This window comes from Micromonospora sp. IBHARD003, assembly GCF_056106285.1.
The window spans coordinates 3592038-3604926 of the sequence record NZ_JBWBBX010000001.1 but is presented as its reverse complement, the minus strand read 5'-3'; the positions used below and the strand labels follow the sequence as shown (position 1 = coordinate 3604926).

Below are 12889 nucleotides of genomic sequence, written 5' to 3'. Positions count from 1 at the left end.
GACCCCTGAAACCCGACCCCGACCCCCATGACGCTCCCGAGCCGTCATGGGCACGGCCTGCGACGGCTCCCAGCGACCGCCGTTTGCCGTGACCCGTACCTCACTTCGCAGCCCGTACCTCACCCCGCGCCCGTATCCACTCCGATGCCGCTCCGGCGAGCAGGGCCGGCTATCGCACTTTCACCCACACACGCACCCCTAGGTGGCCTTCTCCATGTCAAAAACAGCCGAGACCCAGCTTCCCGACCCCACCCGCTGGAGAGCGCTGGTCTTCATAGCCCTCGCCCAGCTGATGGTCGTGCTCGACGCGACCATCGTGAACATCGCCCTCCCGTCGGCCCAGAAGGCCCTGGGGATCTCGGACGGCAACCGGCAGTGGGTCATCACCGCCTACGCGCTCGCCTTCGGCGGACTCCTGCTGTTCGGGGGGCGCATCGCCGACCTGTGGGGGCGTAAGCGCACCTTCGTCGTCGGTCTGCTCGGCTTCGCCGCAGCCTCCGCCATCGGAGGCGCGGCCACGGGCCAGGCCATGCTGCTCGGTTCACGCGCCCTGCAGGGTGCCTTCGGCGCACTGCTCGCGCCGGCCGCGCTCTCGCTGCTCGCGGTGATGTTCACCGACGCCAAGGAGCGGGCCAAGGCCTTCGGTATCTACGGAGCGATCGCCGGCGGTGGCGGTGCGGTCGGTCTGATCCTGGGCGGTTTCCTCACCGAATACCTGGACTGGCGCTGGACCTTCTACGTCAACATCCCGTTCGCCGTCGTCGCCGCCGCGGGCGCGTACTTCGTGATCCGTGAGCCGTCCGGGGGCCGCAACCGTTCGCCGCTCGACATCCCCGGCGTCATCCTGTCGACGCTCGGACTGGTCGCGCTCGTCTACGGGTTCACCCGCGCCGAGTCGCACGGCTGGACGGACTCGACGACCATCGGCCTCTTCGTCGCCTCGGTCGTGCTGCTCGCGGCCTTCGTGTTCACCGAGTCGAGGGTCCGCTCGCCGCTGCTGCCGCTGCGCGTCCTGACCGACCGCAACCGCGGAGGTGTCTACCTCTCCCTGGGCCTCGCCGTCATCGCGATGTTCGGCCTGTTCCTCTTCCTCACCTACTACCTGCAGGTCGTGAAGGGGTACTCCCCGGTCAAGACGGGCTTCGCCTTCCTCCCCATGATCGCGGGCATGATCACGGGTTCGACGCAGATCGGCGCCCGGCTGATGACCCGCGTGGCGCCCCGTCTGCTCATGGGGCCCGGCTTCCTGCTCGCCTCCTTGGGCATGCTGCTGCTGACGCAGCTCGAGATCGGCTCCTCCTACACCACGCTGATCCTGCCCGCGCAGGTGCTGCTCGGCCTCGGTATGGGCATGGCGTTCATGCCGGCCATGTCGCTGTCGACGCTCGGCGTCGAGGCGCGTGACGCGGGCGTCGCCTCGGCGATGGTGAACACCTCGCAGCAGGTCGGCGGTGCGATCGGCACGGCTCTGCTGAACACCATCGCCGCATCCGCGACCACCTCGTACATCACGTCGCACGCGGCGGGCGCGACGAACCCCGGGGCGCAGCAGCTGCTGCAGCTGCAGGGCATGGTTCAGGGCTACGCCAGTGCCATCTGGTGGGCCGTCGGGATCCTGGTCGCCGCCTCGGTGATCGCGGTGACGCTCATCAACACGGGCCGGCCGGATGCGACGGACCCGGAGGCCTCCGGCCGTGGCGTGGAGGACGAGGTGCTGGTCCCGGTCGTCGCGCACTGAGGCCGGCCGACTGTCGGCCGAGGCACGTCAAGGGGCCACAGAACCAACAGAACCAGGGGAGCGGGTCCCCGTCCCGGCTCGATGAGCCAGGGGCGGGGATCCGTCGTATGCGCGCGGTTTCGCGCGGCGGGCAGGTGCTCAGCGCGACCGGGCGAGGCTCGCAGCGCAGAGCAGAGCAGCGCGACCAGGGGAGGTCCACTGTGCAGTACGGGTCCACAGTGCAGCGCAGCCCGGGGATTCTCAGCGCAGCCAGGGGAGGTCCGCGCCGGTGCCGTCGGGCTGGAGCCCCTCGGTCATGATCCGGGTGATCTCGCCGAGCTGGTCCACCTGGTCCGGGGTGAGCCGGTCGAAGATCGCCTGCCGTACGGCGGTGACATGGCCGGGGGCGGCCTTCCTGAGCACCTCGTGGCCCTCGTCGGTGAGGCAGGCGTGCTGACCCCTGCGGTCGGACGCGCAGTTCTCCCGGCGCACCCAGCCCTGCTTCTCCATGCGGGCGATCGCATGCGAGAGACGGGACCTGGTGATCTTGGCGTCCTTGGCCAGTTCGGTCATCCGCAGCCGGCGGCGCGGTGCCTCGGACAGCTGGACGAGCAGGCCGTAGTAGATGTGCGGCATTCCGGCGTCCCGCTGGAGCTGACGGTCGAGGCTGTCCTCGAGAAGGCGCGTCGCGTGCAGATAGGAACGCCACACACGCTGCTCGTCGGAGCTGAGCCAGCGGGGATCGCCCGCGTTGGATGCCGTGGTCATGTGTCCACTCTACGAGGTCGTCCTTGAAAGTTAAACAAGATGGGGCTTAGGGTGTTGTCCATAGGAACTTGAAACTTCAAGCTAGCCCAGGAGGCTGCCGTGACGCAGATGGACCCTGTCGGCCTCATGAACTCCGCGAGCGCCGACGGTGCTGCTGTTGACGCTGCGGGCGCCGCGAAGGGCACGAGTGCGGCCGAGGTCGGGGTGCCCGGCGCCGCGAAGGGCACGAGTGCGGCTGGGGCCGGTGTGCCCGACGCCGCGACGGGACGGATGCCGGCCCTCTACCTCTCCCACGGTGCGCCCCCGCTCGCCGACGACCCCGTCTGGCCCGGCCAGCTCTCCGCCTGGTCGGCGGGGCTGCCGCGGCCCAAGGCGGTCCTGATGGTCTCCGCGCACTGGGAGGAGGCCCCGCTCGCGCTGGGGGCGACGCGGACCGTGCCGCTCGTCTACGACTTCTGGGGCTTCCCCGAGCACTACTACCGGGTGCGGTACGAGGCTCCCGGCGCGCCCGCTCTGGCCGATTCCGTACGCAAGCTGCTGCGCGGCCCCGGCGTGCCGGTGCAGGACATGGCGGACCGCGGCCTCGACCACGGTGCGTACGTCCCGCTCGTCGAGATGTATCCCGGCGCCGACATCCCCGTACTGCAGATCTCCCTGCCGACCCTCGACCCCCAGCGGCTTCTCGCGATCGGGCGGAAACTGGCGCCGCTGCGCGACGAGGGCGTGCTGATCGTCGGGAGCGGCTTCTTCACCCACAACCTGGCCGCCCTGCGGCACTCGGGCGGCGGCGTGCCCGGCTGGTCGGCGGAGTTCGACGACTGGGGGCAGGGGGCGCTGGCCGGCGGCGATGTGGACGCGCTGCTGGACTTCGAGCACAAGGCTCCCGCGGGCAGGCTCGCCCATCCGCGCACCGAGCACTTCGCCCCGCTGTTCGTGGCCCTGGGCGCCGCCGGCGGTGAGGTGACGAGCGGCCGCAGCGTCATCGACGGCTTCTGGATGGGGCTGGCGAAGCGCTCGGTCCAGTTCGGCTGAGCCCTGTCCGGCGCGGGTGGCGCCTGCGGTGCGGTGCCGGGCGGAAGGTGCTGCTGGACGCGTGTCCCAGGAGGCGCTCGGGGTCGGTGTTTCGAGCAACCAGAAGACGGTGGGTGCCGTCCTTCAGGGTGAGAGAGCGGTCAGGGGTGGCGCTGCTCGGGCGTGAAGGTGGCGGTGTCGAAGGCGATGGCCGTGTCACGCACGTGGTGGTCGGAGGGCTCGGTGAGAGCCGGGAGATCAGCCTCGGCACCAGCTCTGACCTGCACTTCTGTGGACTCGGGCAGCACTGGTCCTCGAGTTGGGGGCGCAGGATACTGCAAGATCACAAAAATCCCCGCACAGCCTGGGAATTCTGTCCGGTTTCCAGTCGTTGATTCCCTCGGATGCAGGGCACCCGGAACACTCTGAAGGGTGTCGCGACCTACTCAGCAAGGGAGCACGCATGGCAACCCGTGCCGTCGCCCGTCGTCAGTCCGCCACTGGGACCGGGGCTGATGGGGCAAGCAGCGTTCGCGCCGTGGGCGGGGAGATCGCCGACCGCGACCTGGTCGGCATGTATCTCGACGAGATCGCGCGCACGCCCCTGCTCGACGCCGCCAGGGAGGTCGAGCTGTCCCAGACCATCGAGGCTGGTGTGTACGCCAGGCAGATCCTCGACGGCGAGGTCGAGAGTGACGGGGGCGACGCCACACGCGAGGAGCTCGAGGCGCTCGGAGCCGAGGGGGAACGCGCCAAGGACGTCTTCATCAAGTCGAACCTGCGCTTGGTGGTGGCCGTCGCCCGCCGCTATCCGCGCAGCGGACTGCCCCTGCTGGATCTGATCCAGGAGGGCAACGCAGGTCTGGTGCGAGCGGTCGAGAAGTTCGACTACACCAAGGGCTTCAAGTTCTCGACGTACGCGACGTGGTGGATCCGCCAGGCCATCACCCGTTCGATCGCCGACCAGTCCCGCACGATCCGCCTTCCCGTCCATCTGGTGGAGGAGCTGGGCAGGATCCGCCGTGTCCAGCGGGAGTTCAACCGTGAGCACGGGCGCGAGCCGGAGCCGGCCGAGGTGGCCGGTGAGCTCGGCTCGACGCCGGAGCGAGTCGCGGACGTGCTCGACTGGGCCCGTGATCCGGTCTCGTTGAACATGGCGGTGGACGACGAGGGCGAGACGCAGTTCGGCGATCTGCTCGAGGACACGTCCGCGGTGTCGCCGGAGCAGTCCGTGCTGACGCTTCTGCGCAGCGAGGAACTGGACGACCTGATCGACAGGCTCGACCACCGGACGGCTTCGATCATCCGTATGCGTTACGGCATCGAGGACGGGCGCGAGCGCACGCTGACCGAGGTCGGCAAGGAGCACGGGCTGACCCGCGAGCGCATCCGTCAGATCGAGAAGCACGCGCTGCTGGAGCTCAAGCGGATGGCCCGCGACACGGGCTTCGACGCGGCGGCGTAGCGCGGGCGCGCCGGCCCGGCCGGCGACTGCCCCGGCAACAAGGCGACGCGCCGTCCAACGGCGAATACGGCAGGACGACGCGGCGACGCGGTAGAGCTGAAGACGGCAGTACGGCGACGCGGCAGCGACTGCGGGTGGGCCCCCTGGGCCTTCCCGCTCATGAGCGGACCCCGGCACCCTCCCCCCCCGGTGTCGGGGTCCTTCGCGTCGGCGCGTCAGCTGCCCGCGCGGGTCAGCCTGCCGCCGAGCCGGGTGAGGCATACGGACAGCTCGGCGGGGCCGTTCACGGTGAACTCGCAATCCACGACGGCCAGTCGCAGCGCGAGCCACTCCAGCGAGTCCTGTGTGCGGGTCCGCAGGCGACAGCTGTCCGGGCCCGTCGGCTCGGGTGTCCCGAGATAGCCGGGAAGCCGGGCCGCGACATGGTCCGCCGAAGCCTCGAAGCTCACGTCCAGGGCGTGCTCGGGCTGGTTCCGGTACATGGCGTGGGCCAGGTACGACCGTGCGTCCCAGCCCTCCGGCACCGGCCGCGGCGTGAAGCGCACTCCGGTCGGGAACGGCTCGCGGACCCGGTCCACCCGGAACGTCCGCCAGTCCTCGCGCGCCACGTCGAACGCGACCAGATACCAGCGCTGGCCCGTGGAGATCAGCCGGTAGGGCTCCACGTGCCGCTTCGTGACCGCGCCGTCCCCGGCGCGGTAGCCGAAGCGCAGCCGCTCCCGGCCGGTGACGGTCGAGGCGATGGCGGTGAGGGTGTGCGGGTCGACGGTGGCGCCGTCGCCCCGGGTGAACGGGATCATCGCGCTCTGCAGTACGGAGACCCGGTGCCGCAGCCGCGACGGAAGCACCTGTTCCAGCTTCGCCAGTGCACGTACGGACGCCTCGTCGACCCCCTCGATGGCATGGCCGGCACCCGCCCGCAGACCCACGGCGATGGCGACCGCCTCCTCGTCGTCGAGCAGCAGCGGAGGCATGGCCGCGCCTGCGACCAGCCGGTATCCGCCGACCGCGCCCTTGCTCGCCTCGACCGGGTAGCCGAGGTCACGCAGCCTGTCGATGTCCCGGCGGATCGTGCGCGGGCTGACCTGCAGACGTTCGGCGAGCTCGCTGCCCGGCCACTCGCGCGGCGTCTGGAGGAGGGAGAGCAGATTCAGCAGTCGTGCCGGTGTGTCTGTCATATGCGCCACATTGCCAGGCTTCTAGGACATAGTCTGACCTATATAGCTCCTAGGTTTCTCCCATGAGCTCCCAAGCCGCCGTACCCGGTACGGCCTCGTCCGGCCCCGTGCCCGAACCCGCTTCCGCACCCGCAATGCCTTCCGACGCCGTTCCCGGCCGGGCCTCCGGCGCTCCGTCCGCTGCCGCTCCGCAACCGGCGGACCGGCGCCGCTGGATCGCCCTGGCGATCGTGATGACCGCGGCCTTCATGGACCTGGTCGACGTCACCATCGTCAATATCGCGATCCCGAGCATCGAGCGGAGTCTCGACGCGTCGTTCGGGGCGATCCAGTGGATCACCGCCGGGTATGCGCTGGCGTTCGCCGCCGGTCTGATCACGGGCGGCCGTCTCGGTGACATCTTCGGCCGCAGGCGGTTGTTCCTCATAGGCATCTCGGGCTTCACGCTCGCCTCCGCGCTGTGCGGTTTCGCGGTGGGAGCCGACATGCTGATCGGCGCGCGGCTGCTGCAGGGAGCCATGGCCGCGATGATGGTGCCGCAGGTGCTCGCGATCGTCCATGTGACCTTCCCGGCGCACGAACGCGGCAAGGTCTTCGGGATGTTCGGCGCGATCGTCGGACTCGGGGCCGTGTCCGGTCCGCTGCTCGGCGCACTGCTGACCCAGTGGAATATCTTCGGTCTCGAGTGGCGGCCGATCTTCCTGATCAATCTCCCGGTCGGTATCGCGGGCATCATCCTGGGCCGGAAGTTCATCACCGAGTCGCGCGCGGAGAAGGCCCTGCGTCTGGACCTGGTCGGCGTCGTGCTCGCCACGGTGGCACTGCTGATGCTGATCTACCCGCTGACGCGCGGCCGTGAGCTCGACTGGCCGCTGTGGGGGCATCTGTGCATGGCGGCGAGCCCGTTCATGTTCGCGGTGTTCGTGTTCTACGAGAAGTGGAAGACGCGCAAGGACGGTTCGCCGCTGGTCGAGCTGTCGCTGTTCCGGGTGAAGAGCTTCGCCGCCGGTGTCGCGGTGCAGCTGACCTTCGGCGTGGTCATGGGCATCTTCTTCCTGGTCTGGACGCTCTACATGCAGATCGGCCTCGGCTGGAGCCCTCTGAAGGCGGGTCTCACCGGTGTGCCGTTCTCCATCGCGGTGTCGCTGGCGGCCGGTATGTCCGTGGGGAAGCTGGTGCCCCGATTCGGGCGGAAGGTACTGCAGGCGGGCGCGGTGGCCATGACGGCCGGGCTGATGCTCTACATCTGGGAGGCCGACCGCTACGGCACGGGGATCGAGCCCTGGCAGATGATCGCGCCGCTGATGATCATGGGGCTCGGTATGGGGCTCATCGTGGCGCCGCTGACGGACGCGGTGCTGTCCGATGTGCCGCGCGAGCACGCCGGTTCGGCGTCCGGACTGATCAACACCACGACGCAGATGGGCAATGCGCTGGGCCTGGGGCTGGTCTCGGTGGTCTTCTTCGGGAAGATCGACGACGAGCCGCTCACGTCGCCGACCGCGGTGGGCACGGCGTTCTCGAACGCTTTCGAGCACTCGCTGTGGTGGGTCGCCGCAGTCCTCGGAGTGATCTTCCTGGTGATGTTCGCGCTGCCGGCGCGCCCGAAGCAGCACCTGGAAGGCGGCGCGGCTGCGGGCGCAGGCGAGGACGAGGGTGACGGCGGGCTCCCGGAGCAGCGCCTGCCGGAGCGGGAGCCGGCGGCGCTCGGCAAGTGAGCCGCGGGACGGGGCCCGGTGCCGGGGATTTCCCCCGGCGCCGGGCCCCGTGTCCGTCGGTATCCGTGGGTCCTGGCCGATGACCCCGCCGGAACAGGTGCCTGCTGGCAGCACGCAGGAGCCGGGGCGGGAGCCAAGAGCCGTGGGCGGGGGCCCGGACCGTGCGCGAGCCGGGCCCCCGCGCGGTCAGCGCACCCGGGCGCGGAGCTCCATCGCACCGCGTGCCGTGCGCTCGTCGGTGTAGACCTCGCACATATGGCGGCCGTCGGGGGTCGCGGTGTGCTCGACCTCCCACAGGCTGATCTCGGTGCCGTCGAGCAGCAGGAACGCATGCTCGTAAAGGGTGCAACCCGAGTCCCTGCCACCTATGAAGCACTGGCGGCCGAACGCCTGGCTGATGTGGTGCGCGAAGGCCGAACGCAGCAGCCGCACCGTCTCATCGCCCGGCCGGTCGGCGTTCTCGGCGCGGCGCAGTAAACGGCGGGCATGGTCGGGGGAGTCGTCCGGTTCGTAGGTGCGCACGGGAGCGGCCGCAGGCGGGGCCAGCAGCTGACCGAGCAGTTCCAGATCGGCGTCCAGATCGTCCACCACGTCGTCCGTGCCGTCGGTTTCCTCGACACGATCGGTCCCGACCGCGCCGACCGTCCCGTCCGTGGTGTCCACGCCGACGGGCCGACCCGCAGCCGAGCCCCTCACCCGCGATTCGGCGAGCCGGGCCTCCGACTCCTCCAGATACACCTCGTGCTGGTCGACACCGTCCCGGCCGCTGTTGTGCACCAACTCCCAGAGCGTGACGGAGGAACCGTCGGCCAGCAGATACGTATGTCTAAAGGTCGTCCGGTGCAGCGCCGCGCTGTGCAGCGAGGAGTGGAGCGAACTGGTGTGAGCCAGCGCGGATTCGAGCCGGTCGACCGTGGTGTCGGGAAGGTCGAAGGAGTTGAGTGCCCGACCCAGGAGCCGCTCGAGGTGCGTCTCGGTTGTCTCGTACGGATCGTTCAAGGTGGATCTCCGGATCTCCAGGCCGTTGCCACACGTCACTTGGTGACTGCTTAACGTAGTCCCTGGGTCCGACATCTCGTCCCGGGTTCGGGAAAACGAACGGGGCGCGACGCAAAGTTTCCGTGCGCTCCCGTGCGCTCTCCGCGACTTCCCCGTGAGGCGGGGGTGTCCGCTGTGGCGGAATGTCGTGCGTGTCACCCGGTGGCGCCGCCGGCTTCCGTGCTCGGACCGGTTCCGCTTCCGTCTCCGCTTCCTGTGCCGTACAGGTCCTGGTAGCAAGGGAATTCACCGCCGGGACCGGTCACCGTACAGGCCGCCCGCATGGCCCGGACGATCGCCCGTGTCACGACGTCCGCGCCCGCCGAGAGCACGGGGTTGAGGGCGAGCGGTGTGGAGGTGTCGAGCGGGCGCGTACCGGTCGCCAGCGCGAACACCGTGTCGCCGTCGTTGAGCAGATGGACCGGACGCACGGCGCGCGCGATGCCGTCGTGTGCCGTGCCCGCGAGCTTCTGCGCCTGGGCGCGGCTCAGTTCGGCGTCCGTGGCGACCACGGCGAGCGTGGTGTTCAGCGGTGGGGCACCGATGGCGTCCGCGGCCTGGGCGAGCCGGTGCAGGGCCGCCGCGTGGACCTCGGGGGAGGGAAACACGGGCCGCTCACCGGTGAAGTACTGCCCGTAGAGGGCTCCGGTATCCGGATCGACCGCCGAGCCCACGGCGTTGACGACGACCAGCGCGGCGACGGTTGTCCCGTCGGGCAGTTGGGTGCTCGCCGTGCCGACGCCGCCCTTGACGCGCCCCACGACCGCGCCCGTGCCGGCGCCGACACACCCCTCCTCGACGGGTGCGCCCGGCTCGGTGAGCGCCGCGGCCTCCACTGCCGCACGCCCGGTCGCCGCGCCGGGCCTGGCCCGCCAGTCACCACCGCGGCCCAGGTCGTATACGCAGGCGGCGGGGACGACCGGCACCACCTGGCCCGGTTCACGGCCGGCCGGGACGCCCCGGCCCTGCTCCTCCAGCCAGGCCATGACACCGGACGCGGCGTCCAGCCCGTAGGCGCTGCCCCCGGTCAGCACGACCGCGTCGATGCGCTGCACGAGATTGCGCGGGTCGAGTGCGTCGGTCTCCCGTGTGCCCGGCCCGCCGCCGCGTACGTCGACGGCGGCGATCGCGCCGCCCTCGGGCGCGAGGACCACCGTGGTGCCGCTGAGCGCACCCGGCCCGGGGAGGCGGGCGTGTCCGACCCGCAGGCCGGGCACATCGGTCAGTGCGTCGTTGAGTGCCATGGCTTCTGGGTATCACGCCGGTCGGCGCAACTGCCGGGCCGTCGGCATCGCTTGTCCGGTTGCCGCGGTCCGCCTGCCGCCGGCACCGCTCTCCTGCCGCCCTGTTGGCGTGTTGGCGTGGGAAGCCTGGGGCGGCCCGGGTGACCCGGGTCCGGTGGCGGCGGCACGGGACCCCGTCGCACCGGCCCTCCCGGCGTGGCGTGGTCAGATGGCCAGGTCCGGGATATCGGGGGCCTGCGACCTCTCCGGGTACCGGCTCGCCAGGATGACCCCGACGGCGACCGTGGCCGACGCGACGAGACCGGCGGCGAGCACGGCCCAGTGCCCGGCGAAGGTGCAGGCGAGGGTCACCGGCACCGCCACCGGAAGCAGGAGCTGCTGCACCCTCGTCCTCTTGAAGTGCCGGGCGTGCAGATACCAGACCGTCAGCAGGAACAGTGCGGTCGGTACGGTCACGGCGGCAGCGGCCGCGAACGTCGAGATATGCGCCTTGTCCACGGACTGCTCCACCGCCACCTCCAGGCCCGCCCCGATCGCGGCGGCCGAAGCGAAGATCAGGAAGTGCCCGTAACCCCAGGGGATGGCTTCGCGGTTGCCCTTCAGCCGCTCGTGCGCGGGCACCGAGAAGTAGATCCACCAGGCCGAGAAGATGATGAGGATGCCGCCTGTAGCGATCGGCACCAGCTCGCCGATCTCCTTGATCTCGCCCAGGACGGACTGGACACCGATCGTGGCCGCGAACATCGTCTCGCCCAGCACGATGATGGTGAACAGGCCGTAGCGCTCCGCGATGTGGTGTGGATGCCAGGGCGTCTGATGGCCCCGCTCCGCGAACACCGGTACCAGCAGCTCGCACGCCGCCGCGACCAGGAACAACCAGCGCTTGGCCCCCTCTGGTGCGACCAGCAGAGCGATCCAGACAACCTGGCAGACCACCACTCCGGTGGCGTAGATCAGTGCGGTCCTCCGGGCCGGCCCGGAGGGTTCGGACCACGCTGCCCGAAGCCACTGCGCGGTCAGCGCGATCCGCATGACGACATAGCCCATGACGGCGATGGCCCAGTTGTTGTCGGTGAACGCGCGCGGGACGCCGGCCGCGTAGATCAGTACTCCGCAGATCTGTACCAGAGTCGCGATCCGGTAGGGGACGTCGTCGCAGTCGTAGGCGGACGCGAACCAGGTGAAGTTCATCCAGGCCCACCACACGCCGAAGAAGACGAACAGGTAGCCGACGACGCCCTCGGCGGCATGTCCCTCGGCGAGGGCGTGCACCAGCTGGATCCCGGCCTGTCCGACGGCGACCACGAAGCAGAGGTCGAAGAAGAGCTCCAGCGGAGTCGCGGCGCGGTGCGCCTCGTCCCGGCGGCGGGCGTGCATACGGCGCACGGGCCTGGACCGGTCGGCTGCGGCTGATGCGGGTGTGGACGTCATACGTCCAGCACAGCAGAACGGGCTTCGTTCGCACCTCGCACAACGCGCACACGAGGCCGGCGCTGTCGGACGCCCCGGCTGCGGCGGTGTAGGCACAGCGCGCCTTCGCCCTCGTCCTCGCTCTGACCCGCGTGATCGTGATCGTGAGCAGAGCCATGGTCATGGTCATGGTCATGCCGGGCGTCGGCTCCGGCCTATTCTGGGCGTATGAGCACAGCCCCCACCCCAGAACCGGGCCAGGCGGAGGAGCAGCGGCCGCGGCCTGTTCCCACGCCTGCGCTGATCTTCGACGATCCGCTGGACCGGCAGTCCTCGGACGACACGGACCGCGGGTGGGGCGAACGTCCGCCGGCGGCGGGCGGTGACAGCGCAGCGGACCTCGCCCGCTTTCTCGATGAGAAGCCTCCGCACCACCTCTGAGCGCCGGCGCTGACCCGGCGGCGAGGGGGCGGCTTTCCTTCAGCACAGGGTCACCGCGAGACGGGATGTCGTGCTCGCGCCCGCCAGTGCCGCGGCGACGGGGCGTGGGACCGAGAGGACCACGAGTGCCCCGCCCTCCGGGAGCACCCCGTAGGGTCGCGGGACCCTGATCACCCGGGCACCGGCGGCGATGACGTGGGCATCGCCCGCTTCGTCTCCTCGGGAGACCGCGGAGCCGGCCGAGGCGATCACATCGACCCGGTCTCCGGGCCGCAGCAGACGGACGGTTTCGGCGTCCGCGATGCGTACCGGCGCGGAGACGACCTTCGTGGGTGGTGGCCGGTGCTGTCGCAGGGGCACATCGGCTTGCGCCGGCTCCGAGCCCACGGGCCTACCCGGTCCCCATGCGGCCAGGGCGGCCGCCGTGACTGCCAGCCCGGCGGCCAGAGAGTGCCGTCTCCGCCGTATCGCCCTCCGCAGCCGCGGACGTTGCCATCCGGCCCGCACATCGAGCGGGGCGAACTGCGGGACCCCGAGCGGCTCCGGGACGGATGCGGGCGGCAGGTCCACCGTGTCCGGCCCGCCCCGGACCGGCGAGCCGCAGCCGCCCGGCGGTGCGTGCCCGTGTGGCGACCCCGATGACCCCGGCGTCCCGTACACGGTCGGCGTCCCGTACGCGGTCGGCGCCCCGCCCCAGCCGGGCGGCGCCTGAGCCTGCGCCCGCGCCTGAGCCCGTACCTGCGCCTGTACCTGAGCCCGTGCCTGAAGCTGAGCCCGCGCCTGTGACGCCTGCGCAGGTGTCCGGGACACGCCCTGCCACGGGTTGGAGGAAGGCGTGGAGGAAGGGATGGACGAAGGGGTGGAAGAAGAGGAAGAAGGCAGCGACATCGTCGTGACCG

12 protein-coding genes are annotated in these 12889 nt (G+C 70.6%); 5 read left to right on the top strand and 7 right to left on the bottom strand.

The annotated features are described in order from the left end of the window. The first annotated feature begins 214 nt into the window (after window positions 1-214). Window positions 215-1738, top strand: a complete 1524-nt coding sequence (locus ACTWOL_RS15915) for an MFS transporter (RefSeq protein WP_474297364.1) — start codon at window positions 215-217, stop codon at window positions 1736-1738. A gap of 240 nt (window positions 1739-1978) precedes the next feature. Here the strand turns inward: ACTWOL_RS15915 and ACTWOL_RS15910 are convergent, their stop codons facing one another. After that, window positions 1979-2485, bottom strand: coding sequence for a MarR family winged helix-turn-helix transcriptional regulator (locus ACTWOL_RS15910; protein ID WP_474297363.1), 507 nt, complete (start codon window positions 2483-2485; stop codon window positions 1979-1981). Between the two features lie 108 nt (window positions 2486-2593). Here ACTWOL_RS15910 and ACTWOL_RS15905 point away from each other — a divergent pair, with 108 nt between their 5' ends. Further along, entirely contained in the window at window positions 2594-3517 is a 924-nt protein-coding gene (locus ACTWOL_RS15905) for a dioxygenase family protein (RefSeq protein WP_474301176.1), read from the top strand. 140 nt (window positions 3518-3657) lie between these two features. Here the strand turns inward: ACTWOL_RS15905 and ACTWOL_RS15900 are convergent, their stop codons facing one another. After that, the gene (locus tag ACTWOL_RS15900; protein ID WP_474297362.1) at window positions 3658-3783 is read right to left on the bottom strand and encodes a hypothetical protein; all 126 of its coding nucleotides are present in this window, start codon (window positions 3781-3783) and stop codon (window positions 3658-3660) included. Between the two features lie 176 nt (window positions 3784-3959). Here ACTWOL_RS15900 and ACTWOL_RS15895 point away from each other — a divergent pair, with 176 nt between their 5' ends. Then, on the top strand, window positions 3960-4961 hold the full coding sequence (locus tag ACTWOL_RS15895; protein ID WP_474297361.1) for a sigma-70 family RNA polymerase sigma factor: 1002 nt from the start codon (window positions 3960-3962) through the stop codon (window positions 4959-4961). Between the two features lie 215 nt (window positions 4962-5176). Here the strand turns inward: ACTWOL_RS15895 and ACTWOL_RS15890 are convergent, their stop codons facing one another. After that, on the bottom strand, window positions 5177-6139 hold the full coding sequence (locus tag ACTWOL_RS15890; RefSeq protein ID WP_474297360.1) for a helix-turn-helix transcriptional regulator: 963 nt from the start codon (window positions 6137-6139) through the stop codon (window positions 5177-5179). Between the two features lie 62 nt (window positions 6140-6201). Between ACTWOL_RS15890 and ACTWOL_RS15885 the strand changes: the two genes are divergently transcribed. Further along, window positions 6202-7857 carry an MFS transporter gene (locus ACTWOL_RS15885; RefSeq protein ID WP_474297359.1) on the top strand — a complete coding sequence of 552 codons (1656 nt, stop codon included), beginning with the start codon at window positions 6202-6204 and terminating at the stop codon, window positions 7855-7857. Window positions 7858-8043: 186 nt separating this feature from the next. Here ACTWOL_RS15885 and ACTWOL_RS15880 read toward each other — a convergent pair whose 3' ends face one another. The 3 genes from ACTWOL_RS15880 to ACTWOL_RS15870 all read right to left on the bottom strand — a co-directional run bounded on the left by ACTWOL_RS15880 (window position 8044) and on the right by ACTWOL_RS15870 (window position 11570). Next, complete coding sequence (locus ACTWOL_RS15880; protein ID WP_474297358.1) at window positions 8044-8856, bottom strand: DUF6227 family protein; 813 nt, start codon at window positions 8854-8856, stop codon at window positions 8044-8046. A gap of 194 nt (window positions 8857-9050) precedes the next feature. Then, the gene (locus tag ACTWOL_RS15875) at window positions 9051-10139 is read right to left on the bottom strand and encodes a P1 family peptidase (RefSeq protein WP_474297357.1); all 1089 of its coding nucleotides are present in this window, start codon (window positions 10137-10139) and stop codon (window positions 9051-9053) included. A gap of 204 nt (window positions 10140-10343) precedes the next feature. Next, entirely contained in the window at window positions 10344-11570 is a 1227-nt protein-coding gene (locus ACTWOL_RS15870) for a low temperature requirement protein A (protein ID WP_474297356.1), read from the bottom strand. Window positions 11571-11777: 207 nt separating this feature from the next. Between ACTWOL_RS15870 and ACTWOL_RS15865 the strand changes: the two genes are divergently transcribed. Beyond that, a complete protein-coding gene (locus ACTWOL_RS15865) occupies window positions 11778-11990 on the top strand; it encodes a hypothetical protein (RefSeq protein WP_474297355.1) in 213 nt (70 codons plus the stop codon). A 39-nt stretch (window positions 11991-12029) separates the two neighbouring features. Here the strand turns inward: ACTWOL_RS15865 and ACTWOL_RS15860 are convergent, their stop codons facing one another. Further along, a complete protein-coding gene (locus ACTWOL_RS15860; RefSeq protein ID WP_474297354.1) occupies window positions 12030-12377 on the bottom strand; it encodes a hypothetical protein in 348 nt (115 codons plus the stop codon). Between the last annotated feature and the right edge of the window lie 512 nt (window positions 12378-12889).

Excerpts from the sequence above, each read along its gene's own strand:
- ACTWOL_RS15915 (WP_474297364.1), top strand. The coding sequence starts at position 215 with ATGTCAAAAACAGCCGAGACCCAGCTTCCCGACCCCACCCGCTGGAGA.
- ACTWOL_RS15910 (WP_474297363.1), bottom strand. The coding sequence starts at position 2,485 with ATGACCACGGCATCCAACGCGGGCGATCCCCGCTGGCTCAGCTCCGAC.
- ACTWOL_RS15905 (WP_474301176.1), top strand. The coding sequence starts at position 2,594 with ATGGACCCTGTCGGCCTCATGAACTCCGCGAGCGCCGACGGTGCTGCT.
- ACTWOL_RS15895 (WP_474297361.1), top strand. The coding sequence starts at position 3,960 with ATGGCAACCCGTGCCGTCGCCCGTCGTCAGTCCGCCACTGGGACCGGG.
- ACTWOL_RS15890 (WP_474297360.1), bottom strand. The coding sequence starts at position 6,139 with ATGACAGACACACCGGCACGACTGCTGAATCTGCTCTCCCTCCTCCAG.
- ACTWOL_RS15885 (WP_474297359.1), top strand. The coding sequence starts at position 6,202 with ATGAGCTCCCAAGCCGCCGTACCCGGTACGGCCTCGTCCGGCCCCGTG.
- ACTWOL_RS15875 (WP_474297357.1), bottom strand. The coding sequence starts at position 10,139 with ATGGCACTCAACGACGCACTGACCGATGTGCCCGGCCTGCGGGTCGGA.
- ACTWOL_RS15870 (WP_474297356.1), bottom strand. The coding sequence starts at position 11,570 with ATGACGTCCACACCCGCATCAGCCGCAGCCGACCGGTCCAGGCCCGTG.
- ACTWOL_RS15865 (WP_474297355.1), top strand. The coding sequence starts at position 11,778 with ATGAGCACAGCCCCCACCCCAGAACCGGGCCAGGCGGAGGAGCAGCGG.